20 protein-coding genes are annotated in these 25,867 nt (G+C 34.2%); 13 read left to right on the forward strand and 7 right to left on the reverse strand.

Annotation, left to right across the window (positions count from 1 at the left end):
• The first annotated feature begins 5 nt into the window (after positions 1 to 5).
• From AC1B0Z_RS16235 to AC1B0Z_RS16255, 5 genes are read left to right on the forward strand one after another with little or no spacing between them, the layout of a single operon-like run.
• Positions 6 to 1,496, forward strand: a complete 1,491-nt coding sequence (locus AC1B0Z_RS16235) for a sulfatase (protein WP_483793286.1) — start codon at positions 6 to 8, stop codon at positions 1,494 to 1,496.
• Positions 1,486 to 2,982 carry a sulfatase family protein gene (locus AC1B0Z_RS16240; RefSeq protein ID WP_483793288.1) on the forward strand — a complete coding sequence of 499 codons (1,497 nt, stop codon included), beginning with the start codon at positions 1,486 to 1,488 and terminating at the stop codon, positions 2,980 to 2,982. The genes AC1B0Z_RS16235 and AC1B0Z_RS16240 overlap by 11 nt, the downstream gene beginning before the upstream one ends.
• Before the next feature lie 12 nt (positions 2,983 to 2,994).
• The gene (locus tag AC1B0Z_RS16245) at positions 2,995 to 4,413 is read left to right on the forward strand and encodes a sulfatase (protein WP_483793289.1); all 1,419 of its coding nucleotides are present in this window, start codon (positions 2,995 to 2,997) and stop codon (positions 4,411 to 4,413) included.
• A gap of 5 nt (positions 4,414 to 4,418) precedes the next feature.
• The gene (locus AC1B0Z_RS16250) at positions 4,419 to 5,201 is read left to right on the forward strand and encodes a DUF1961 family protein (RefSeq protein WP_483793291.1); all 783 of its coding nucleotides are present in this window, start codon (positions 4,419 to 4,421) and stop codon (positions 5,199 to 5,201) included.
• Positions 5,198 to 7,681, forward strand: coding sequence for an endo-acting ulvan lysase-like protein (locus AC1B0Z_RS16255; protein WP_483793293.1), 2,484 nt, complete (start codon positions 5,198 to 5,200; stop codon positions 7,679 to 7,681). The genes AC1B0Z_RS16250 and AC1B0Z_RS16255 overlap by 4 nt, the downstream gene beginning before the upstream one ends.
• A 56-nt stretch (positions 7,682 to 7,737) precedes the next feature.
• Here AC1B0Z_RS16255 and AC1B0Z_RS16260 read toward each other — a convergent pair whose 3' ends face one another.
• A complete protein-coding gene (locus tag AC1B0Z_RS16260) occupies positions 7,738 to 8,784 on the reverse strand; it encodes a GntR family transcriptional regulator (protein WP_483793294.1) in 1,047 nt (348 codons plus the stop codon).
• A gap of 66 nt (positions 8,785 to 8,850) precedes the next feature.
• Positions 8,851 to 9,897, reverse strand: coding sequence for a GntR family transcriptional regulator (locus tag AC1B0Z_RS16265; protein WP_483793296.1), 1,047 nt, complete (start codon positions 9,895 to 9,897; stop codon positions 8,851 to 8,853).
• A gap of 410 nt (positions 9,898 to 10,307) precedes the next feature.
• On the opposite strand from AC1B0Z_RS16265, the gene AC1B0Z_RS16270 reads away from it, so the two are divergent.
• From AC1B0Z_RS16270 to aldA, 6 genes are all read left to right on the forward strand, one after another.
• Entirely contained in the window at positions 10,308 to 12,413 is a 2,106-nt protein-coding gene (locus AC1B0Z_RS16270; RefSeq protein ID WP_483793297.1) for a bifunctional aldolase/short-chain dehydrogenase, read from the forward strand.
• Positions 12,414 to 12,525: 112 nt separating this feature from the next.
• Positions 12,526 to 13,806 (forward strand): sugar isomerase, encoded by a 1,281-nt coding sequence (locus AC1B0Z_RS16275; protein WP_483793299.1) that lies wholly within the window; start codon positions 12,526 to 12,528, stop codon positions 13,804 to 13,806.
• An 8-nt stretch (positions 13,807 to 13,814) separates the two neighbouring features.
• On the forward strand, positions 13,815 to 15,191 hold the full coding sequence (locus tag AC1B0Z_RS16280) for an FGGY-family carbohydrate kinase (RefSeq protein ID WP_483793300.1): 1,377 nt from the start codon (positions 13,815 to 13,817) through the stop codon (positions 15,189 to 15,191).
• 58 nt (positions 15,192 to 15,249) lie between these two features.
• A complete protein-coding gene (locus AC1B0Z_RS16285) occupies positions 15,250 to 16,539 on the forward strand; it encodes a class II aldolase/adducin family protein (RefSeq protein ID WP_483793302.1) in 1,290 nt (429 codons plus the stop codon).
• Positions 16,540 to 16,546: 7 nt separating this feature from the next.
• Entirely contained in the window at positions 16,547 to 17,698 is a 1,152-nt protein-coding gene (locus tag AC1B0Z_RS16290) for an alpha-hydroxy acid oxidase (protein ID WP_483793304.1), read from the forward strand.
• A 52-nt stretch (positions 17,699 to 17,750) separates the two neighbouring features.
• A complete protein-coding gene (gene aldA / locus AC1B0Z_RS16295) occupies positions 17,751 to 19,190 on the forward strand; it encodes an aldehyde dehydrogenase (RefSeq protein WP_483793305.1) in 1,440 nt (479 codons plus the stop codon).
• 82 nt (positions 19,191 to 19,272) lie between these two features.
• On the opposite strand, the gene AC1B0Z_RS16300 is transcribed toward aldA, so the two are convergent.
• The 4 genes from AC1B0Z_RS16300 to AC1B0Z_RS16315 form a co-directional block, all read right to left on the reverse strand.
• Positions 19,273 to 20,049, reverse strand: a complete 777-nt coding sequence (locus AC1B0Z_RS16300) for a carboxylesterase family protein (RefSeq protein ID WP_483793307.1) — start codon at positions 20,047 to 20,049, stop codon at positions 19,273 to 19,275.
• Positions 20,050 to 20,134: 85 nt separating this feature from the next.
• Complete coding sequence (locus AC1B0Z_RS16305) at positions 20,135 to 20,713, reverse strand: LutC/YkgG family protein (RefSeq protein WP_483793308.1); 579 nt, start codon at positions 20,711 to 20,713, stop codon at positions 20,135 to 20,137.
• Entirely contained in the window at positions 20,706 to 22,073 is a 1,368-nt protein-coding gene (locus AC1B0Z_RS16310) for a lactate utilization protein B (RefSeq protein ID WP_483793310.1), read from the reverse strand. Before AC1B0Z_RS16310 ends, AC1B0Z_RS16305 begins: the two co-directional genes overlap by 8 nt.
• A gap of 3 nt (positions 22,074 to 22,076) precedes the next feature.
• On the reverse strand, positions 22,077 to 22,829 hold the full coding sequence (locus tag AC1B0Z_RS16315) for a (Fe-S)-binding protein (RefSeq protein ID WP_483793311.1): 753 nt from the start codon (positions 22,827 to 22,829) through the stop codon (positions 22,077 to 22,079).
• Between the two features lie 262 nt (positions 22,830 to 23,091).
• On the opposite strand from AC1B0Z_RS16315, the gene AC1B0Z_RS16320 reads away from it, so the two are divergent.
• Both AC1B0Z_RS16320 and AC1B0Z_RS16325 read left to right on the forward strand, forming a co-directional pair.
• On the forward strand, positions 23,092 to 24,483 hold the full coding sequence (locus tag AC1B0Z_RS16320; protein ID WP_483793313.1) for a purine-cytosine permease family protein: 1,392 nt from the start codon (positions 23,092 to 23,094) through the stop codon (positions 24,481 to 24,483).
• A 3-nt stretch (positions 24,484 to 24,486) separates the two neighbouring features.
• Positions 24,487 to 24,657 carry a hypothetical protein gene (locus tag AC1B0Z_RS16325; RefSeq protein WP_483793314.1) on the forward strand — a complete coding sequence of 57 codons (171 nt, stop codon included), beginning with the start codon at positions 24,487 to 24,489 and terminating at the stop codon, positions 24,655 to 24,657.
• Between the two features lie 255 nt (positions 24,658 to 24,912).
• Here AC1B0Z_RS16325 and AC1B0Z_RS16330 read toward each other — a convergent pair whose 3' ends face one another.
• The gene (locus AC1B0Z_RS16330) at positions 24,913 to 25,749 is read right to left on the reverse strand and encodes a GIN domain-containing protein (protein WP_483793316.1); all 837 of its coding nucleotides are present in this window, start codon (positions 25,747 to 25,749) and stop codon (positions 24,913 to 24,915) included.
• Between the last annotated feature and the right edge of the window lie 118 nt (positions 25,750 to 25,867).

The raw sequence follows: 25,867 nt of genomic DNA on the forward strand, positions 1-25,867 counted from the left end.
TTATTATGAATAAAACACACTTGATATTATTGGTAGTATTGACATTCTTTTTTTCGTGTAATAATGAAAAAAAGAATGTAGTAGTAGATGAAACGTCGAAGCCAAATGTTTTATTTATAGCAGTTGATGATTTAAACAATATGATTGGACCCATCGATAACTTTTCAAATGTAAAAACACCAAATTTTGATAGGTTGGCCAACATGGGAGTTACGTTTACCAATGCTCATGTTCAAGCGCCACTTTGTGGACCATCGAGAGCATCAATTATGACTGGTTTGCGCCCATCAACTACTGGTATTTATGGAATGGCGCCAGACAATGAAGTCCGTCGAGATGGCAATCCTGCAACAAAAGATATAACGTTTCTTCCTGAATATTTTGGAAATAACGGTTATCACACTATGGGTATAGGGAAGTTGTTTCATATCCATGCGCCTGATAGTGTGTTTAATGAATCCGGAGGACGCATCAAAGGTTTTGGACCATTGCCAGAAAAACGTTTTGTTTGGGATGGTAGAGGTAAAGGTATTAAAGGCATTCATGGTAAAACAAGTACAGATTGGGGTGCTTTTCCAGAAAACGATACATTAATGCCAGACCATGCCTCTGTAAATTGGGCAATAGAGCGTTTGCAAAGAGATTACGATAAACCGTTCTTTTTGGGTCTTGGATTTTTACGTGTACACGTACCTTTATACGTGCCTCAAAAATGGTTCGATTTATATCCTTTAGAAGCTATTGAAACACCGCCTTACAAGTCTGATGATTTAAATGATATTCCTCCTGTAGGTATGAAAATTAACGATTTGCCTATGATGCCATCTACAGAATGGGCCAAAGAAAGTGGGGAGTGGAAAAAAATTGTACAGGCATATTTGGCTTGTATAAGTTTTGTAGATTATGAATTAGGTCGTGTTTTAGATGCTTTAGAAAATAGTGAATATGCCGACAATACTGTAATTGTTTTATGGTCCGACCACGGCTATCGATTAGGAGAAAAAGGAACTTTTGCAAAACATGCCCTTTGGGAAACCGCTACAAAAGCGCCATTACTATTTGCAGGACCGAACTTGCCAAAAGGGAAGAAGATTGATGCACCAGTAGAGATGTTATCTATTTATCCAACATTATTAGAGCTGAGTGAATTACCTGCTTATGAGAGAAATGAAGGCAATAGTTTGGTTACTATGATGCAAAATGATGAAGGTCTCAATGAGGCACGAGCTATTACAACTTTTGGAATGAATAACCATGCTATTAAAATGAATGGTTATAGGTACATTCAATATGAGGATGGTAAAGAAGAGTTTTACGACCATCGTTCCGACCCAAATGAATGGACTAATGAAGCGACTAATGCCAAATATGCTGAAAAAGTAGAAGAACTAAAAGGGTATTTGCCAAAAGACAACGCCAATTGGGATGACGCGTCTAAATATACTTTTCAACCTTATTTTGTGGAGCAAAAAGCGAGAACAAGTAATGAAAACTAAAATTAAGAATAAAAACCTTTCAATTTTATCTTTACTATGTATTACAATTATCAGTTTAGCATCTTGTAAAAGCAAAGATTCACAAACTGCTTCTGGACAAAATAATACTCAAAACGATAATACTCAACCTAATATTATTTTCTATTTAGCAGATGACCAAGACGTGTATGATTATGGTTGTTATGGTAACGATAAGGTGAATACTGCGGGAGTAGATAGACTCGCAAGAGAAGGTATGATGTTTACGAATGCCTTTACGGCACAGGCTATTTGTGCACCAAGTAGGTCGCAATTATTTACGGGTAAATACCCATTAAAAAACGGTTGTTTTGCAAATCACACAGCAACAAAACCTGATGTTAAAAGCGTAACCGCACACATGAAAAACTTGGGGTATGAGGTAATTTTGGCAGGTAAAAGTCATGTGAAGCCTGGACATGTTTACAATTGGGACAGAGAATGGCATCCAGTGTATAGAAAGGATGTTCCAAGACCATATATTCCATTAGATAGTATTGAAAACTATTTGAAAACAACCAAAGGCCCTTTCTGTATGTTTATTACATCAGCGTATCCGCATGCCACATATTTTAATGTAGAAAATCCAAAAGCCAGAGATATTAAGTTTTATCCTTTTAATGCCAACAAAAAAGAGGATACTGATTACATAAAGAAAAAAGCAGGGTATTACAGAAGCATTGAAGAAGATAACACCCAATTAGAAACTGTTTTAGGGTATGTAGATAACTATTTGGATGATAATACCTTATTTATTTACAGTGCAGACCACGGTGTATCTGGGAAATTTACCGTTAAAGATTTGGGTCTAAAGGTGCCATTTGTAGCCCGTTGGCCTAAAATGATAAAAGCAGGAACTACCTCAAATCAATTAATTCATTATACAGATGTGTTGCCAACCTTTATGGAAATGGCAGGAGGGAAAGCCCCTGAAGATATGGATGGGAGCAGTTTTTTACCATTGTTTCAAGGTAAGGACGTCAAGATAAACGATTATGTTTATGGCGTAAGAACCAATCAAAATATTTTATTTTCAGAAGTGTTTCCGTCACGTATGATACGCAATCAGCGTTATAAATACATCAGGAATTTCAATTCGGTAGAGGTTGTGGATAAGAATTTAACTGGAAAACCAAATGTAGATTTCTTTATAAAACGAGGTGCTGAAGCTCATGAAAATGAACGTTTTGAAGAATTATACGATTTAGAAAACGACCCTTTTGAAAGGGGAAATCTAATTGATAACCCAGAACTGCAATCCATTAAAGAGCAATTAAGAACCGATTTATTTGCATGGATGAAATCTCAAGGTGATTTTTTAGATGAATCGGTTGGTAATATGCCATTATTAATTGCAAAAAGTGGAAAAGGATTTAGATTGGATATGGATACAAAAAGACGCAAAATTCAAGATGCAATGAAAAATACATTGACAATTGAGGACCATACTATAATTGAACACTGGTAAAATTATCATAACATGAATAAAATTTTCATATTAATAATAAGTTGTCTCGTAGTTTTTACATCTTGTAAAGATGAAAAGAAGACTACCGAAGTAGCCCAAGAAACCAAACCTAAAAACATCTTGTTTATTGCCGTTGACGATTTACGTCCGGAATTAAATTTTTACGGTGCCAATCATATACAATCTCCCAATCTAGATAAATTGGCCAGTGAAAGTTTGGTGTTTAACAAAGCCTATTGTAACGTGCCCGTTTGTGGTGCTTCACGAGCGAGCTTGCTTACGGGTATAAGACCAACACGTCATCGATTTATTGATGCTAGAACAGAGAAGGACATAGATGCTCCAGATGCGATATCGTTACCTTTATTATTAAAGCAAAATGGATATGCCACCATTTCAAATGGAAAAATTTATCATAATGGTAAAGACGACATGGAATCATGGGATTCAAGATGGTTTCCTGAAGGAAATGTTAGAGACTATCAATTATCTGAAAGTGCAAAACAAGCACTAGCTACAAGCTATGGACCACCTTTTGAAAATGTAACTGTTGAAGATGATGCTTATTTTGATGGTAAAATTGCCAAAAAAGGGATAGAAGACCTACAAAAACTAAAAGAAGCAAACCAACCATTTTTTCTCGCACTCGGTTTTATGAAGCCGCATTTACCATTCAATGCACCAAAAAAGTATTGGGATTTGTACGATAGACGTACTATTGAACTTCCTGAAAGCTACATACAACCAAAATCTACGCCTAAAGAGGCCTTTCATAAATTTGGGGAACTGCGTAAATATCATGATATCCCTAAAAAAGGCGATATTCCAGAAGCTATGGCTAGAGAATTGATTCATGGTTACTATGCCTGTGTTAGCTATGTGGATGCACAAATTGGTTTAGTTCTGGATGAATTAAAACGTTTAGAACTGGAAGACGATACCATCGTTGTTTTATGGGGCGACCATGGATGGAATCTGGGCGACCATAAGCTATGGTGCAAGCACGTCACTTTTGAAACAGCACTTAGAACGCCTTTAATCATAAAAGTACCCGGTAAAACAAAAGGGCAACAAACTGATGCCATAATCGAATATATTGATATTTATCCAAGTTTAGCTGAATTGGTTGGATTAGATAGCCCTGAAACTGTTGAAGGGCAAAGTTTTATACCTGTAATTAATGGACAAACGCCAAAAAAGGATTGGGCCGTATCGAAATTTAAAGATATGGTGACCTTAATTAGAGGCGATTTGTTTTATACAGAATGGATTAAAGATGATGGAATAGCTTATGCTCGTATGCTGTTTGACCATAAAACTGATCCTTTAGAATTGGATAATCTCGCTGAAAAACCAGAATATCAAGACACTGTAAATCAACTTGCTGTTGAGATTAGAGAAAAATGGGGAAAAGATTTCCTAAGTAAATAGTGATTATGAAGTGGAATGTATTCTTATTAGTGTTTTTAGTCCATGTAGTTTCTTGCAAAACAAACAAGCCTCTTAATCAAAATAGCAGCGATACTCAAGATGATTGGAAATTAACTTTTGAGGATGATTGTACCAAAGATTGGACAGAACAATGGACGCTGGATGGTTTGGTAGGAACTGTGGAACACACCAAAGAAGGCATGCATTTTAAAGCAGGCCCCGAAGCCAAAAATGACGCACATCATGCGGTTTTATGGACCAAGGAATCGTTTTCAGGAGATGTAAAAATTGAGTTTGATTACATTAAAACCGATGACGCCAATAAGTATGTAAATATTCTTTATATTCAAGCTTCTGGTGATGAAGAGGGTGTCTATGAAAAAGACATATCTAAATGGAAGCACTTGCGAGAGGTTCCTAAAATGAAGCTGTATTTTGAAAATATGAATGCCTTTCATATTAGTTATTCGGCTTTTGGCAATAAAGGAGATGGTTTGCACTATATTCGTGTGCGTCGCTACCCAAAACCAGATGATAAGCCTTTTAATAGTATCATAGTTAAACCTTCATATGATATGCAAGGGCTTTTTAAAACGGGGAAAACCTATCATATCACGGCCGTAAAAACTGCAGAAAAATTAAGTTTTAAAATGGAGCATGAAGATCAAGCAGAGTATTTTGAGTGGGATATTTCAAATATTGCTCCAATTGAATCGGGTAGAATAGGTTTACGCCAAATGTACACGCGTTCTTCAATTTATAAGAATTTTAAAATTTACAAAAAATGAAAATAAAAGTTACTTTTTTGTTTGTAATCCTATTCATAGTTGCTCCAATACAGGGTCAGGAATTAGAACGCCCCTTTATCTTAGTAAAATCAAGTGAGCGCGATCAAATCCTTGAAAAAATAGGTACCCAACCTTGGGCTAAACACATTTATGATACGCTAAAATTAACAACCGACGCTGAGTTCGCGAAATTTTACAAAAACCCGTCAGTATATATCAAACAATTACCTTTTGATTGGTCTAAAAAACAACAAAACCATTTTCCGCCATTTGTTAAAACAACACATATACGGAATGGTGTTCAAGAAAATTTGGATAATGCGACCGAGGAAGACTGGAAACCTGCAGAACTTTTAATTACACATTTGCAAGTGGCTTTAGATTGTGGTACCATGTACTACATCACCCAAGATGAGAAATATGCATACATGGCAAGCAGTATTTTATATTCATTTTTAAAATCAGTACAGCAATCTGAGGTATCTACTTGGAGAGGTAGGGGCGGTTGGTTATTTCCGTATGATGGCTTTCGAGAAGTTCGTGTCATCGGGTATAGACTACCGTTGATTTATGATTTTATCCATTCTTATCTAAAAGAAGAAGGAAAAGCTTTTGATATTATTAAAGACAAAAACGTAAATTTTCCTTTTGAAGATGCTCAGGAAGTGTTTAAGGCCTATGCAAACATAACGGTAAATTACGGGCAATCGGGTTCAAATCATAGTGTTTTAGAAGCGCCAAGTTTGGTGTATAATGCCTTGGCGATGGATGATGAAACGGATCGAGAAAAGTGGTTGTCCTATTTCTTCACTGAAAGTACCGAAAACCAAGATGCGCTAAACGTTATGGTTAAAAATTATAAAAATGAAGGTGATATCTGGCCAGAAACCTCTCAATATTTAAATCATACGACATCCATTTTAGCAAGATTGATGTTGGTACTAAATAAATACGATCCGTCTTTAAAATTGGGAGAAAAGCACTCCAATGTGTTACATGCATTACCACGACTGGATTATTTTGTATATCCTAATGATGAAATTGTACGCTGGGGAGATGGACACAGGCATGCGCATGTGCCTTATGAAGCTTACGATGATGCCTATGCCGTGGCTAAGATGGATGGGTTAACGGAAATTCAAAATAAATTTGCACCACTTATTAATAGGGCAATCAATAAAGGGAAATATAAAAGAGAAGGGGTTGAGGCTTTATTTTGGTACGATGGTAGTTTTGATAATGCATCTACAAATGTAGACTTGTCGCGGACTGATAGAGTGTATCATGCAGGTATTGTTTTACAGCGTAATTTAAGTAGCACCAAAAATCCAAAAGATGGTTTAATGTGTTTTGTTGGTGGTGCACACATGGTGCATGGGCATGCTGAAGGTATGAATATTGAATTATATGGTGAGGGGCAAGTTTTAGGTGTAGATAATGGCAGAAATCGTTATGGTGTAGACCTTCATGAAAACTATTCTAGAATTTTCGCAGCACACAATACGGTTATCGTAAACGGGAGTTCTCAAGGTGAAGGCGGATGGGTTGATTTAGAAATTAATAAAATTCAATTGATTTCCATGGAACCCGAAGTTGGTAAAACAGGGGTGTCTCCCAATCATTCTTTTAGTCAAACCAGTTTTGAGGATGACAAAGGGGATAAGGCTGAAGCTACACAAGAACGGACCTTGGCTTTAATTAGGACCTCGCCAACAACGGGGTATTATGTGGATGTGTTTCGTTCAAAATCCAGATTATCAAACGAATATCACGACTATTTATATCATAATATAGGCGACAAATTGGTTTTTGAAAACAAAGATTTAGATTTTCAAAAAACCCCTGATAGATTTATGGCGAATGCAGATTTGCCATGGAAACGCAATAAGCTTTACAGGCATCCAGGGTGGCATTTCTTCCAAGATGTAAAAACATCAAAATCGTATACAGGTGATGTTAAAGCTACATTTCATACAGAAAAGTTGAGCGAAGGAGATATTTTTATGCAATTGCATATTCCAGGTTTTGAAAACAGAACTTATACAAAAGTAAAGGCTCCAATGACCTTTGAGTCTCCAAAGCCTTATGATAGTTTACCAACACCAACCTTAGTCATAAGAAAAGAAGGTGAGGCATGGAAAAACCCATTTGTAGTGGTTTTTGAACCCTATAATGAAACAGAAACGCCATCCATTCAATCCGTTACTAAAATTGAGCAAGATGGACTCTATAAAGGCTTAAAAGTTGTGAGTAAAACACCTTCCGAAACTTTAATTCAGTATGTGATTACGCAGTCTAAAAATGATATCTTTCAAAATGAAGCATTAGATATTTACTTTGAAGGGACTTTTGCAATTATTACCTTAACTGAAGATGAATCGTTAAAAAGTATTTATATTGGGGAAGGTGAAACATTAGGGTATGGTGATGAGGAAATTGTAGCTAATTCCAATAAAGCATATTACAAAAGTTATGAATAACGAATTTCTAAAACAATCAATTATTACATATAGCAAAGACCTGCAATACATATTTCCTACAGAGAATCTCTTTCAATTATATGAAATGGTACCTTGAGAGAAACTTTTTTCTTATGAAGAATAATTTCTGCAGCGGCTTCGCCCATAGCTTTAAAGTCTGTAGAAACAACGGTGATACCTAATAGTTCTTTCAATGGTGTTTCATTATAAGAAATAATGCCAATATCACTTCCTAATTTATATTCATCCTCTCTAACTTGTTTAACTAAATTTACTAAGTCAGCTTCCTCAATGGTAATAAACAGGTCTCCTTTCTTTAAAATCATGTCCTCGTAGATTTTATCTAGTATTTCAAAATCTAGTTTGTGCTCTACACAAAACTTTCTAAAACCATGCAAAATTCTTCTTGGATATGGATAAACCGATTTCTCAGGATATGTTAATATAACTTTTTGATATTTCTTTATTTTGTTAATTGCTTTATTTAAAGCTTCATATATGTCATTTTCAAAATCTTGATAAATCTCTCCCAATACACCTTTGAGATTAGTTTTAAGATTATCTAAGATTATCAACTTTTCTTTAGGAATTTTATTCAGTGTTTTTAATGCTTTTTCTGTAAAGCTAACATGTTTTAATTGTTCAGTTTTAAAATGGGGCATAATAACATAGTAATCAAAAGCTGATTTGTTTTTATCCAGTAGATTCAGAAATAGGGTCTCATCACAATGATAGACATGTAATACGGTATGAGAATTTGCTCCTATATTGTTTATAAAGTGGTTGTATGTTCTTAACTTATAATTACTTAATTTATTTATTAAGAACAAAATATTGACTTTAGAAATTAATTTTGTTCTTGAAATATAAAAACCTTTACCGCGAATGGACGTGATGATATTTCTATCTTTAAGAATACTATATGCTTTCTCTACAGTATCTCTTGAAAGATAAAATTCTTCACTAAATCTATTAATTGAAGGTATTTTTTGATCGATACTAAAATTACCGTTTGATATATTGGTTATTACAGAATCAACGATTTGCTGGTATTTAGGAACCCTAGAATTTTCGTCAATATTTATAAATTTATAGATATCCATAATTCAATATAAACAATAATTAAAACATAGATAACATAATTTTTAACAATGAACAAAAAAACTTCTTTATATAGAGTTTCTATCGATAAAATTGAAGGGAACTTTATACTTTCCTCTTTCACCATTTAAAATCATATATGATGTTTTTTCTCCCATTGTTTTAAAATCGGCGGATATTACTGTAATACCAAGAAGGGCTTTTAGAGGTGTATCATTATAAGAAATAATACCAACATCTGTTCCTAAAATATATTCTTTATCCCTAATTTGCTCTAATAAATTTATCAAATCATCCTCTTCTATTGTAATAAACAAATCGCCATTCATAAGAATCATGTCTTTATAAACTTTATCAATGATGTCAAAATCTAAATGATGGTCAACGCAAAATTTCATAAATCCATGCGTGATTCGTTTTGGATAAGGGAAAACCGTTTTTTTTGGGTATATGAGAATAATTTTCTTGTACCCAGAGATTTTTTTTAAACCATTTTTTAGCGCGTCATAAATATCATTTTCATAATCTTCATAAACAGTAATGATGTTGTTTTTAATAGGTACTTTTTTATTACCTAAAATTATAAGCTTATTTTTTGGAATTTTGCTTAAAGCTTGTGATACCTGAACGGTTGTGCTAGTATGCTGATGGTCTTTGGTTTTAAAATGTGGCATTATTACGTAGTAATCATATGCTTTTTTATGCTTGTTAAGCAAATTTAAAAACAAGGATTCATCGCAATGGTATATATGAAGGTCTGTGTAAGAATTTGGACCTATACTGTTTCTAAAAGAATAATAGATGTCCATCTTGTACCAACTTAATTTATTGATGAGAAACAAAATGTTTATCTTCTTTATCAGTTTTGTTCTTGAAACGTAGTAGCCTTTTCCTCGTATAGCAGTAATGATGTTTCTTTCCTTAAGAATACTATAAGCTTTTTCCACCGTATCTCTTGAAAGGTAAAAATCTTCACTAAATCTGTTTATTGATGGTATTTTTTGGTCTATTTTAAGATTACCTCTTGATATATTATCAATAATTGAGTCTACGATTTGTTGGTATTTCGGTATCCTGGAATCTTCATCTATTTTAATATACTTGAATAACTCCATGAGTTGGTTACTTTTAAATGGATATACTAATTATTAAAAGCTCTAAAGTAAAGTGCTTCATCATAAAAATAGGGCTTAAGAAATTATAGAGCGTTATTATTGTGAAATACTATCATTTCAACAATTAAACACGTGGCTATTTAAAACAAAGAGTAAAAGTAGCTTTAAATAGTTTAGTAATAGTCCTGTACTGTCCTGCGTGTCTTGCTTATACTCAGATAATAAGATAAGTCCCCATAGGTATAAACAAGATGCCTGCCTCTAGGGTAAATCTGGGGTTTCTTAATAGGCCAAAATTAATAATTATGTGATTTTAAGATAATATTAAGTTTTGCAGTACAGTACAGGATAGAAATAATCCAGTACTACTTTATTTTTGGATTGGAAAAAAACTTATTTCAATATTAAATATGGAAAACATAACTAAAAACTTTAAATACGTAGATTACCTTTGGGATGAAAAAAAGGCTGATAGTCTAGGTGATAATCAAGTGGATTTATTCCTATACCGCTCTAATATACTAGGAGCTGATTTGAGGATAACCAATTATGGGGGAGGTAATACAAGTTGTAAAACCATAGAGAAAGACCCGTTAACAAACGAAGAAGTTGAGGTGATGTGGGTAAAAGGTTCTGGTGGAGACATTGGTACTTTAACGCGTTCTGGTATAGCCGGTTTATATACTGGAAGATTACGTAATTTAAAAAATGTTTACCAAGGTTTGCACGATGAAGATAGAATGGTTGGTTTGTTTAACCATTGTATCTACGATCTTGACAGTAAAGCGCCTTCTATTGATACACCTTTACATGGCTTACTTCCATTTGCTCATATAGATCATTTACATCCAGATGCATTAATAGCTGTTGCAGCTGCTAAGGATAGTGAAAAAGTAACCAAAGAAATTTGGGGAGACACCATGGGATGGGTACCTTGGCAAAAGCCAGGGTTCGACTTAGGGTTGCAGTTGGAAAAGTGTTTAGCTGATAATCCAGGGATTAGAGGTATCGTTTTAGGAAGCCACGGTTTATTTACTTGGGGAGATACTTCATATGAATGTTACATGAATAGCTTAGAGGTTATTGAGATGGCTTCTGAATACATAGAACAAAAACTAAAAGAACAAGGTGAGGTTTTTGGCGGACAAAAAGTTGAAAGCTTAGCAAAAGAAGAGCGTATTGAAAAAGCAGCTCAATTAATGCCTTTATTAAGAGGTTTAGCATCATCTGAAAATAGAATGATAGGTCATTTTACAGATACTGATGTGGTTATGGAATACATTAATAGTAATGATTTAGAAAGATTGGCTCCAATGGGAACATCTTGTCCAGATCACTTCTTAAGAACTAAGATTCAACCCCTTGTATTAGATTTAGATAAAAACGAAGATTTATCAGATACCGACGCGGTTTTAACAAAATTAGAACCAGCTTTTGAGGCTTACAGACAAGAGTATGTAGACTATTACAATACTTGCAAAGTAGATAATAGTCCGGCTATCCGTGATGCAAACCCAGTAATAATCATTTATCCAGGTGTTGGTATGTTTAGTTTTGCAAAAAACAAACAAACTACACGTGTAGCGAGTGAGTTTTACATAAATGCAATTAATGTAATGCGGGGTGCAGAAGCTATTACAGAATATACCTCTTTACCAAGACAAGAAGCCTTTAATATAGAATACTGGTTACTAGAAGAAGCAAAGTTGCAACGTATGCCTAAAGAAAAGCCGTTATCTAGAAAAGTAGCACTGGTTACGGGTGCAGGTGGTGGTATCGGTAAAGCTATTGCTGACAAGCTAGCTGCAGAAGGTGCAAACGTTGTACTTACAGATATAAATGAAGAGGCGCTTGTTGAAGCCAATGGAACTTATGCAAGAGATGTGTCTGCCTATGCGGTATGTGATGTTACCAACACAGAGTCTATTGCAAATGCCTATAAGAAAGCCGTTTTAGAGTTTGGAGGTGTTGATATAATTGTACATAGTGCAGGATTAGCAATTTCCAAACCTTTAGAGGATACAACCGATAAGGATTGGAATATTTTACAAAACATCTTGGTAAAAGGTCAGTTCGATTTAGCAAAACAATTTGCTGCAATAATTCGTAAGCAAGGACTTGGTGGAGATTATATAGCCATAGCTAGTAAAAATGGATTGGTCGCGGGACCGAACAACGTAGCTTATGGAACTGCAAAAGCAGCACAACAACATATGGTACGTTTATTAGCTGCTGAATTAGCAAAAGATAAAGTAAGAGTGAATACTGTAAATCCTGATGGCGTTATTGTAGGAAGTAAGATATGGGAAGGTGCTTGGGCAGAAGGTAGAGCCAAAGCAAATGGAATTACAGTTGAGGAATTACCAGCATTTTATGCAAAAAGAAATCTATTGCATGAGATAATTACACCTGATGATATTGCAAATGGCGTATTTTCTCTTGTAGGTATTCTTGATAAGTCTACCGGAAACATTATTAATGTTGACGGAGGAATGGCAAATGCATTTGTGAGATAGATATAAATAAAAGTAATAATAGTTTGATTAGTTTAGTTAGTTTAAAAAGAAAACTTCCTTAAAATTTAGACAATTTTAAGGAAGTTTCTTTTATTTTAAAGGTTAAAAAAACATGAAAATTCAACAAGAACAAGTATTCGAAAACAACAAAAAGGACTTAAAAAATCATGAGGAAGGATATGATTTTTTAGCAAACAAGTTAAGTAAAGATGGACACGACGTTTCTAACATTGTTTCAAAACTATCAGACTTTCAAGTAGCTATACCTAGTTGGGCGCTAGGTGCAGGCGGAACTCGTTTTGGCCGTTTCTCTTTTTATGGTGAACCTTCGAGTCTTGAGCAGAAAATTGACGACATTGGTATTTTACACAGTTTAACACAAACTGCTGGCGCTGTTTCTTTGCACATTCCATGGGACATACCTTCTGATTATGCAGCTATTAAAGAAAAAGCAGATGCTTTAAACATCAAATTTGATGCTGTAAATTCTAATACATTCCAAGATCAAAAAGATGCAGCCGAATCTTATAAGTATGGTTCTTTAAGTAACACAAGTAAGGCGGTAAGAGAGCAAGCCATACAACATAATTTAGATGTTATTAAAATAGGAGACAAATTAGGGTCCAAAGCGTTAACAGTTTGGTTGGCTGATGGATCTTGTTTTCCAGGTCAGAACAATTTTCAAACAGCGTTTCAAAACACACAGGATAGTTTAATAGATATTTATAAAGGTTTACCAGACGATTGGAAACTTTTAGTAGAATATAAACCTTACGAGCCAAATTTTTATAGCACAGTAATTCAAGATTGGGGAGCATCTTTGATGTTAGCAAATGGTTGTGGTGATAAAGCTTACACTTTAGTAGATTTAGGACATCACCTACCGAATTCTAACATAGAGCAAATCGTTTCTATTCTTCAGTTAAAAGGTAAGTTAGGTGGATTCCATTTTAATGATAGTAAGTATGGAGATGATGATTTAACAGTAGGAAGTATTAAACCTTACGCTTTATTCTTGATTTTTAATGAATTGGTTTATGGTATGCAAAACAATCCTCAAAATCCAGATTTAGCTTGGATGATTGATGCAAGTCATAACGTTAAAGACCCTTTGGAAGATTTAATTCAATCTTTAGAAGCCATTCAAGAAGCTTATGCAAAAGCCATGTTAATTGATCAAAATGCGCTTAAAGCGGCACAAATAGATAACGATGTTGTAAAATGTCAAGAAATTTTACAGGGTGCTTACAGAACAGATGTTAGACCCCTTTTAGAAAAAGCACGTTTAAATTCTGGAGGAGCTTTAAGCCCAATTAACGCATATCGCGATTTAGATATCAGAAATACTTTAATTACTGAAAGAGGTAAACATACAGTTGCAACCGGTTTATAACCATAACAATGAAACAAAAAGTTACAGCGGTTTTCGATATTGGTAAGACGAACAAAAAATTCTTTTTATTCGATAAAAAATTTAAAGAAGTTCACAAAGAGTATATCTCGTTTGAAGAAGTAGAAGACGAAGATGGGCATCCAACTGAAAATCTTCCAGCTTTGAAAAAATGGTTAAAACAAGTGTTTGATCGTATTTTAGAAAAAAAAGAGTTTAATGTTGAGGCCATAAATTTTTCAACTTACGGCGCTAGTTTTGTTCATATAGATGAGAATGGAGAACCATTAACACCGCTATACAATTATACAAAACCATTGCCTGAGGAAGTTGTAAATTCTTTTTTTAAAAAATATGGACCTAAAGAAGAGTTTCTTAAATCTACGGGTTGTGTCGATTTAAGTATGCTTAACTCTGGGCTGCAATTATACTGGTTAAAGCATACTAAACCAGAGATATTTTCTAAAATAAGGTATTCTTTACATCTGCCACAATATCTAAGTTATATTTTTACAGGAATCCCTTTAAGTGAATATACTAGCATTGGTTGTCATACTGCGCTATGGGATTATAGTAAAAAAGATTATCATGATTGGGTTTATAAGGAAGGTATTGATAAGATATTACCGCCAATAGTTTCAACTGAAACGAGTATAAACATGAATTACAATGGTAGTAGAATAAAAATTGGTGTTGGTATTCATGATAGTTCAGCAGCCTTATTACCTTATGTAAGAAGTATAAAAAAGAAGTTTGTTTTAGTTTCTACAGGTACATGGAGTATCGTTTTTAATCCTTTTGCTGGAGATCAAATTTTAGATGAAGCATATAATAGTGATACACTAAATTATATGCGCATTAATGGAAGACCTGTAAAGGCAACACGCGTATTTCTAGGAAATGAATATAAATTACAGGTAGAAAAACTTGACAAACACTTTGGCGTAAATGATGATTATCATCGCAACGTTAGTTTCGATTATGATACCTACCTAGAGATAATGAAAGATTTTAAGCATTGTTTTAAATGGGAAAGTATTACCGATGAAAATATGCCTGAAACAACTAATTTCTATTTTGAAAAATATGAACATGCTTATCATCAAATGATGACAGAACTAGTGCTGTTGCAAATTAAGTGCATAAAAGAAGCGTTGGGTGATGATAAAATTTCTCGCATATATGTTGATGGTGGATTTAGTAACAACGATATTTATATAAAACTACTATCCCATAATTTTAATGATAAAAAGTTAAGCACAACAGATGCTTCATTAGGTTCGGCATTAGGGGCTGCGATTTCAATTTCAGATAAAAAACTTAATTCTAAGTTTTTAAAGCAAAATTATGCCTTAAAAAAGCACGTGCCTTTTATAGTTACTGGTTAATTCTAATAGCTCTAAATAGGATAAAAACAATTATAAACTTATTTCCAAATCAAACACAATGTCTAAAAACATAAAACTAATTCACCCAAGAGATCAAATTACAGAAATCATTAGCAGAGTTTATAAAAGAGGGATGACCACAACATCAGGAGGTAATATTTCTATTATAGATGATGAGGGTAATATTTGGGTAACACCATCAGCTATTGATAAAGGTTCTTTAAGAGCATCCGATATTATATGCGTAAAAAAAGATGGTACTATCATTGGGAAGCATAAACCTTCTTCAGAATTTCCATTTCATAAAGCTATTTATGAAGCCAGACCTGATATTAAATCAGTAATTCACGCGCACCCACCGGCTTTGGTGTCGTTTAGTATTGTACGCCAAATTCCTAACACGAATATTATTTCTCAAGCCAAACATATATGTGGTCCAATAGGATATGCAAAGTACAGACTTCCTGGTAGTGAAGATTTGGGAGATGTAATTGCAGACGAATTTAAAAAAGGTTTCAAGGCTGTTATAATGGAAAATCATGGAACCGTTTTAGGCGGAAGTGATTTAACGGATGCCTATGAACGTTTTGAGGCTTTAGAGTTTTGTGCAAGAACCATCATCTACGGATCTCAAATAGGAACACCTAAATATTTGACGAACGAACAAATAGATGCATTTGAATCACAGGCTACAGGGGTGTTGCCAGAAATGGAAACCACGCAATATTCTTCTGATGAAGTAGAAAAACGCTTAGAAATTTGTAAAATAGTACAACGTTCTTGTCAACAAGGTTTAATGATTAGTTCCTATGGAACTGTATCCATGCGTTGGAAAGATAATGACTTTTTAATTACACCAACCAATGTTAATCGATGGGATTTAGATTTGGATGATATCGTTCAAATAAAGGATGGACATAGAGAAGCGGGAAAAATACCAAGTAGAGCAACATGGATGCATCAAGAAATTTACAATAGAAACCCTGATGTTAATTCAATTATTATGACACAATCGCCATACCTTATGGCTTTTGGAGTTACGGCAGAATACCTAAATGTAAGAACGATACCTGAGAGCTGGATATTTTTACAGGACATAAACTTTGTGGAGTACGGAAGTCATTTTAAAAAGAATAATAATTCAGATATTGTAGATAATTGTCCTACCGCTTTAATTATTGAAAACGATTCTGTAATTATTACTGGAGATAAGTTACTACAAACTTTTGATTATTTGGAAGTTGCCGAATTTAGTGCAAAATCTATAGTATTAGGAAATTCATTGGGGGATATGGTTCCTATTAACGACGAACAAGTAGAAGATTTAAGAAAAAAGTTTTTATCTTAGAATACATATGGCGACAGTAAGTTTTGATACGAGGTATCCATCAATAGATGATTTAAGAGCAAAAGCACAAAAGAAAATACCTAAGTTTGCTTTTGAATATCTTGATGGTGGATGCAATGAAGATGTAAATTTAATTAGAAATACTTCAGAATTAAGAGAAGTTCAATTAAAACCAAATTATTTACGTAAACACCACGGATCATCGTTAAAAACTGAATTATTTGGTATCAATTATGATGCACCATTTGGTATTGCTCCTGTGGGTTTACAAGGTTTAATGTGGCCTAATTCACCTGAAATTCTGGCAAAGGCAGCATTTGAACATAATATACCGTTTATCTTAAGTACGGTAACAACTACGAGTATTGAACGTGCTAGTGAACTTACTGAAGGTAAAGCTTGGTTCCAATTATACCACCCAACCGAAGACAGGTTGCGAGATGATATTATTAAGCGTGCTGAAGCAGCAGAATGTCCTGTTTTAGTTATTCTTTGTGATGTACCAACTTTTGGTTTTAGACCTAGAGATATAAGAAATGGTTTGGCAATGCCACCAAAAATGAATCTAGCTAATATTCTAGAAGGTTTCACACATCCACATTGGAGTTTACAAACGTTAAAACATGGTATTCCCAATTTTGCAACGTTAAAACCATACATGCCTAAAAATCTGGATTTAAAACAATTAGGTAAATTCATGGATCAAACCTTTAGTGGAAGGCTAAATGCTGAAAAAATAAAACCTATCCGCGATATGTGGAAAGGTAAACTGGTTTTAAAAGGTGTAGCATCAGAGTATGATACTGAAGAGGCTATCAGACTGGGATTAGACGGTATTATTGTTTCAAACCACGGAGGGCGCCAATTAGATGCTGGTCAATCTACTGTTAAACCTTTAGCTACTATTTCTGAAAAATATGGTGATAAAATAGAGGTTATGATGGATAGTGGTGTTCGTTCTGGGCCAGATGTAGCAAGAGCTATGGCTAGTGGTGCTAAATTTACTTTTATGGGTAGATCTTTCATGTATGGTGTATCTGCATTAGGTAAAAAAGGAGGTAACCATACTATTTCTTTACTGAAGACTGAACTACAACAAGTTATGGAACAACTTTGTTGCGAGAATACTAGTGATTTTCCAAATCACTTAATAAAGTGAATTTAAGCCCTAAATAGAGGTAAAAAATTAACTAACTAAAAGCTATTTAACAATGAAACATTACAAGCAATTTATTAATGGGCAGTTTATAGATTCAAAAGCCACATCGGTTATTGAGATTTTAAATCCATGTACAGAAGAAGTTATTAGTACTATATCAACTGGAACAGTAGAAGATGCAAATAATGCTTTAGAAGCTGCACAGGCATCGCAACCCGCTTGGGAAGCTTTACCAGCAATACAAAGAGCATCATATTTACATAAAATGGCTGATGTTATTAGAGAAAACCGTGTGTTTTTAGCTGAAACATTGTCCAGAGAACAAGCTAAAGTTATTGGTTTAGCGCAAGTTGAAATAGATGTAACAGCTGATTATTTTGATTATAATGCAGGTTGGGCAAGACGTATTGAAGGTGAGATTATACAAAGTGATAGGGAAAAAGAGCATATTTATTTGCATAAAGTGCCAATTGGTGTTGCCGTAGGTATTTGCCCTTGGAACTTCCCATTTTTCGTGATGGCACGTAAAGTTGCAGCATCATTAATTACAGGAAACACTTGTGTTATTAAACCAAGTTCTGAAGCACCAAATACTATTATGGAATTTGCAGATCTTATTCAAAAGATTGAGTTACCAGCAGGTGTATTAAATTTTGTGTGTGGTGCAGGTAGAACGGTTGGAAATGCTTTATCTAAGAGTCCTATTACAGGTATTATTAGTTTAACAGGTAGTGTTGGTGCAGGACAAAAAGTAATTAGTGCTGCTGCGGAAAACATTACAAAAGTATCGTTAGAATTAGGAGGAAAAGCCCCTGCAATAGTTTGTGCAGATGCTAATATGGAGTTGGCAATAAATTCTGTGGTATCTTCTAAAGTTATTTTTAGTGGGCAAGTTTGTAATTGCGCAGAACGTGTATATGTTGAGGATAGTATTTACGATGAATTTGTAGATAAGCTAACTAAGAAAATGAGCGAAGTTACTATTGAAGACGCTATCACAGGAACTAATGCAGACATGAGTAGTTTGGTATCTAAAGATCAGTTGGATAAAATTACTGAAATGGTTGAGTTTGCAAAGAAAGAAGGTGCAGAAGTACTTGTTGGTGGTGGTCAGCCAGATAGATTTGATAGAGGTTATTTTTATGAGCCAACTGTAATAACAGGATGTAGACAGGATAGTCAAATTATCCAAGAAGAAGTTTTTGGTCCTGTTTTACCAGTAATGAAATTTAATACGTTAGATGAAGCAATTGCCATGTCTAATGATACTGAATTTGGTTTAACATCATCGATATTTTCTGAAAACTTCAATAATATCATGAAAGCTACAAATGGTCTTCATTTTGGTGAAACTTATGTAAATAGAGAACATTTTGAAGCTATTCAAGGTTTTCATGCAGGATGGAAAAAGTCTGGTGTAGGAGGAGCTGATGGTAAATATGGTATGGAAGAATATTTACATACAAAAGTAGTTTACGCTAAATACTATTAATAAGTTATTTTAATTCATAAAAAAAGCTCAGCTATTTTAAATAGCTGAGCTTTTTTGTTTTTGATAATAATATTAGTGCTTCTTATTTATTCGAAAAGTTAAGCATCCAATCAACACATTCAACGTGGCTAAATAGCATTTTATTTCCTTGTGGGTGGTTGGCACCAGGAAATGCAATATACTTTACATTTTTATTACCAGTGGCTTTTAAAAGGTCAGTCATTTTTTTTGCAGAAGCTACGTTTTTACCATCTTCTGCACCCACCATTCCAAAAACAGGAAAATTATCAAGTTTATCAAAATTGTCATTTTCGGAAACACCACTAAAGCCACCAAGTCCAGCAGCTGCAAATCGTTCTGGAGATTGCTGTATCCATTCCCAAGTGCCTTTGCCTCCCATACTGTGACCTATCAAATAAATACGGCTTTGGTCTATTTGATTTTTATAGGTCTCAAGTATATAATCTAACATGACGTTGAGTGTTTTAGTATCCCATTTCTCAAAAGAGTTAGGTTCTAAAAGGATTAAATCTTTACCAGCTAATTCAGCCAGAGAAAGTCCTTTTACTTTTGAAGAACGTTTTAGTTGCTCTTCAATGCTCCATGATTTTCCGCCACCGCCATGTAATGCTATAAGAAGCGGTAGTTTGCCTTCAGTTTCCTTTTTTGGGAAAGCGATAAAAGCGGTCTTTTTTAAGTTTCCTAATTTCGGTTGTAAGTTTTCAGGCCAGTGTAAAAGGCTTACTTCCATGTTTTTGAAAGAGTTATTAATATCCTTAAGTGTCTTTTCTATATCTGGTGTTTGCTGAAAACTGGTTAGCAAAAGAAGGGTAAATATGCTTAGAGCTAGATTTTTCATTATTTAGAAGTTTTAATTAATTTTTTTAATATTACTGACAATTTCATTTGGAAATATTTATACTATTCAGTTTCTATTAAAAATTTTATACCAATATAACAGTCAAACTCATAGCACCATGAGCACCTACTACAAGGCATTGCTCAATATCTGCTGTTTTAGAAGGACCTGATATAAAAACACCAAAATCTCTATCTCTTTTAGCAATACTATCGTATGCGTCTAACATGTGTAGGCGAATATTACGCTTCTTTAGAATAATAACTAAATCATTGGTGATAAAAGGAAGTGCGCGAACTAAACTATTGTTTGCCGTTACCCAAATAGCACCATTTTCTGAAACTCCAATTTCTCCTTGAATAATAGCCAAATCAATATGTTCTAAGGTATGTGGGTCAGTATTCTTATCAACTTTAATATTGCCTAAGCTGGATTTAGTTGTTGTAGAAACGATACTGGATTTATTCGGATATTGTTCCTTGATTTTAGAATCAATAGCATCAGTATCAAGTTCAAAAACTTGTCCGCCAACTAAATTTAAATTATCCTTAAACGTCTTTGTCAAATCAATATCTTCCTGAAATACAGATGTATCAATTTCTGGTAAAGGAAGTACTTCTGGTTTGTTTTTTTTTACTGCGTTTAATATGGCTTCTCTACTCATTTTTACGTCTTTTTTTATACCATTCATCAAAACTCTCATGTTTTACTTCAGGCAAGTCTCTGGCTTTACCCCAAGCATTTAGCTTATTGTAAATCATAAATCTTGGTGCATGCTTTAATGCAAATCTAGCAGTCTTACCAGCTATTTTATAGAGCTTAGGTTTTGATAAAACCACACCAGCAGTTTTTAAAATAGATTTTTTTACAATGGGTTGCTTTTCTTCTTGAACAATAATTTGACGCCATTTATAAAGCTGCTCATGGATATTAATTTTTACTGGGCAAACATTAGAACAAGAGCCACATAACGTTGATGCAAATGGCAGCGAACTGTGTTTTTTCAAATCTTTACCGGGTGAAAGGATAGAACCAATAGGTCCGGGAATGGTATAATCATAACTATGCCCGCCACTTCTCCTGTAAATAGGGCAGGTGTTCATACAAGCACCGCAACGAATACAATGAAGTGAAGCTCTAAAATCCTCTCTACTTAACTGTTCGGTTCTTCCATTGTCCACTATAACGATGTGCATTTCTTTACCCTCTTCCGCTTTATTAAAATGAGAGGAATAGGTGGTTATAGGTTGTCCAGTAGCACTTCTTGCCAATAACCTTAAGAATACGCCTAAGTGTTTTTCTTGAGGTATAATTTTTTCGATGCCCATGCAAGCAATATGCGCTTTAGCCAAATGTACGCCCATATCAGCATTTCCTTCGTTGGTGCATACTACCACACCACCTGTGTCGGCTAGGGCAAAATTCACACCAGTTATAGCTACATCAGCATTAAGGAATTTATCTCTTAGGTGCTTTCTGGCTTCACCCACTAAATATTCAGGATTTCCACCGCTTGGTTTTGTGCCTAAATGCTCTTGAAACAATACATCAACATCTTCTTTGGTTTTATGTATCGCAGGCAATACAATATGGCTTGGTGGTTCTTCAGCTAATTGTACAATGCGTTCTCCTAAATCAGTATCCACAACTTCAATACCTTTTGATTCCAAAAACGGATTCAAATGACATTCTTCAGTTAACATGGACTTACTTTTTACTACTTTTTTAGCGTTGTGTTTCTCAAGAATGTTGTTTATAATGGTATTATGCTCTTCAGCATTTGATGCCCAATGTACTTGGATGCCATTCTTCTTCGCATTTGTTTCAAATTGAACAAGGTACTCATCTAAGTTTGATAAAACATTGGCTTTTATTCCAGAACCTAGTTGTCTTAAATATTCCCAACCCTGAACATTGTGAGCCGATTTATCACGTTTTTCTCTAACATACCACAAAGCCTTATCATGCCAATTTACTTTTACTTCGTCTTTATTAAATTCCGTTGCTTTTTGTGCGTGCCCCATAACTTATAAACTACTATTTAGTATTTCGGCAATATGCATCACCTTAAGCGGTTGTTTGTTTCTATTTACAATGCCTTCCATGTGCATTAAGCAGGAATGATCTGCACCTGTAAGCACCTCCGCATCACTGTCTAAATGGTCTTGTACACGGTCTTTTCCCATTTTAGAAGAAATAGCTTCTTCAAAAACTGCGAAGGTTCCACCAAAACCACAGCACTCGTCTTTCCTATTAAGTGCCATCAGCTCTAAACCTTTCACTTTATTTAATAAATCTTCTTCGGTAGAGTAGTGCTCTCCTTGAACTTCAGAACACTTCCCTAATTTAAGACCGCGCAAGCCATGACAACTTTTATGCAATCCTACTTTGTAAGGAAACGAAGCACCTAAATCTGTTTTTCCAAGAATTTTTACAATGAATTCGCAAAGTTCGTAAGCATTATTTCTTACCCGTTTTACCTGAGGTGTTTGTTCTAAAATATCAAAATGATGTTTAATATGATAGATGCAGCTTCCGGAAGGTCCAACAATGTAGTCGTATGATTTAAAATTTTCGACAAATAGGTTGCAAATACCTTTTGAGTCTTGCTCGTATCCAGAATTGCCCAAAGGCTGTCCGCAACAGGTTTGTCCTTCAGGGTAATATACATCAACCCCTAATTTTTCTAGAAGTTCAAGCGTTGCAATACCTACTTGAGGATATAATTGATTAACGTAGCATGGGATAAATAACCCTACTTTTATAATACTAGTATTCATTTAGTTTAGTGAAGTTTTAGTTCACTAAAAATATCTTAATCTATGGCAAAAACTGTCCTGTTCTGACCTGTATTTGTATTGGGATTTATTGGTTTTTTTGATTTGTTTTTAAAGGTTTACTTTAGTTCTGATATGAATTTAAAACTTTTTGGTAACAGAACAGTACAGGATGCAAAAATATAATAGACATCATATTTTCGTTTTTACCATCAATTAAAATGTATCAATCAGAAAAAAATACTAACCAAAACTAAATGTAATTATGAGTCAACAAGTTATTGAAGGCGATATTGAAGAATTGGCAGCTGGAGAATTTGAAAGAACCCCAGTCCCAAAATCAAGATTAAAGGGCTGGAAATCTTTTTTAGGGATGTATGCAGGTGAACATGCCGCTGGTACTGAATTTATGATTGGACCTTTGTTTTTAGCAGCAGGAGCAAGTTTAAAAGATTTAATACTAGGTTTGTTTATTGGTAATATTTTGGCTTTACTTACTTGGAGATATATTGTGGCTCCTATTGCAGTATCAAAGAAACTTACTTTATATTATCAATTAGAAAAAATTGCTGGAAAGCATTTGGTAAAGGTTTATAATGTAGTTAATGGCGTTCTTTTCTGTTTTTTAGCAGGCGCGATGATTACTGTTTCTGCTAGTGCCGTTGGGGTGCCTTTCGGAATAAGCTTTTCTGTTCCTGAAAGTATTTTTGGTTTAAGTAGCACTGCCTTTTCAGTTATAGTTGTTATTGTAGGTATAGTGATGACGATTGTAGCTGCAGCTGGTTACAATATGGTGTCTAAATTTGCTAATATTGCTGCACCTTGGATGATTGTTGTTTTTGCTGCTTGTGGTATATCGGCACTTTCGCAAATGGATGTGGATTCGTGGAAAAGTTTAATAACTGAATGGGATAAGGGTATTGGCGTGGTGCAATCTATTAATGGTAAGGTGGATTTTGGATTTTGGAAAATTGTGATTTTTGCATGGTTATGTAATGCCGCAATGCACTTTGGAATGTCTGATTTATCTATAATGCGTTTTGCTAAAGATAGTCGTGCAGGCTGGGGGCCAGCGATTGGGATGTTCTTAGGGCACTACATGGCATGGATTTGTGCTTCATTCATGCTTGCTGCACAAATTAAATTAACGGGAGATATTTCTGCTAATCCAGGTGCTTTAGCATGGAGTGTTGTAGGTTGGACAGGTATTATCTGTGTGATTATTGCGGGTTGGACAACTGCTAACCCTACCATTTACAGAGCAGGATTGGCTTTTCAAAGTTTGTTTTCTTCTAAGTCTAAAGCCTATTCAGGTGTTATTTTAGCTGGTATTGTAGCAACAATAGCTGGAATTTTCCCTACTTTATCCAGTAAGTTATTAGACTTTGTAGGCTTGTATGGTACTATTTTAGGGCCTATGGGAGGCGTGATTTTTGTTAATCATTACCTAGCAAAAAAGATGAACTTTACTGAAGACTACGCAGATGAAAAGGGCTCTAGTTTTAACTTAGCTGTTTTATTAGCGTGGGTCATTCCTGTTGCGCTAGGATTATACTTTATTTTTGCTAAAGGTTTATTTCCTGCTTATGCAGTGATACCTTGTTGGATTGCATCTAGTGTATTATATGTACTTATTATGAAACTTCAAAAAGCTTAAATTATGAAAATTTTAAAATTAATTAGTGGTGTATCAATAGTTGTGCTGATACTATTAATGAGTATACTTTCATTCTCAGGTTCAATTGAAGCGGATAGTATGAAGATTTTTATGTTGATAGGAACCGTATTATGGTTTATTGTAACTCCGTTTTGGATGAAAGAGGAAAAATAATTACTTAAAGAGGATACGAATCTTATGATAATAATGTCATAATTGATTATAGCTTTTAGATAAAAAGCACGTAGAACTATTGTCAACTTTTAAAAGTATTTATATCACAGAGTTCGTGGTATTAAAATTAAAAATATTTACAAATAAACTTTATGAAGTCTTTAATTATTGCAGTATGTATTATGCAAGTTTTAAACGTTTTGTTGCTCATTCTTAGTACAAATAAAACAAACTCAAAATAATGTTAATAGAAGCTTATTTCACTTTCTTTTGAAGTTTTGTGTTATCCGTCATGCTATTAATGGTTATCTTAGGGTTTTGATACAAATAGATTGAACTAGTACCAGTAGCGTCAATAGTAATATCTTTAATCACTTCTAAATAGGCATCACTGGAAATATTACAAACAACTTTACAAGTATTAATTGTAAAGTTTTTTCCATTGAATTGGGCATTGTTGTCCAGTTCTAAGTCCGCAGTATCGCAATTACCTTCAATTATGGAGCTCGTTCTTTCGTAGAGACTGGCGTTTACGCTAGGAGCATTTATTAAAGCTTCTAATTTGCCACTACCGCGCATACTAACAGCACAGGTGTCGGCTGTAATGTTTAACTTGGTTTTTGCCTTATCTGCACTCTCAAAATTAAAATTATTCGTTTTTATTGTTAAAGATGCTTTAGCAGAACCACTAGTTTTTAGTGAGCCATAAAACAAATCTAAAGGTGTTAATCCATTTACTTCTGCATCATCGGTAACTTCAATATGCTGTAAAAAATCGTCATAACTTACTTTAATGTTCAAGCGTTTTTTCGATGTTATTCTTTTCAATTTATTAAAGTATAAGACACTATCCTTTACCATAAAATCAATCACTTCATGTAAATTCTCATCAGTTTCAATTTCTACCGACGGTATCTTGTTGTAGATTAAATCGATTTCAAAATCTTCGTCTAAAGCAATGGTATGAAACGCGTCAATTTCAGTAATTACGATAGAAACTAAACGGTTTCCTTTTATTTTATCTGGGTTTTGGGAATATGTTTTGGTAAACGCTACCAAAACTAGAACTAATGCTAAAAAATATCTTATCATTTTAATGAGGGTTAAAACGCATAACGTAAATACTATACCGTTATTCCGTTTATTTAGACACACTTAAGTAGAGGGAAGTCACTTTTTGGAGAAAATCAAAGATAATAAAAAACCACCC

The sequence above is a fragment of the Hyunsoonleella sp. J2K-J805 genome (genome assembly GCF_057167125.1).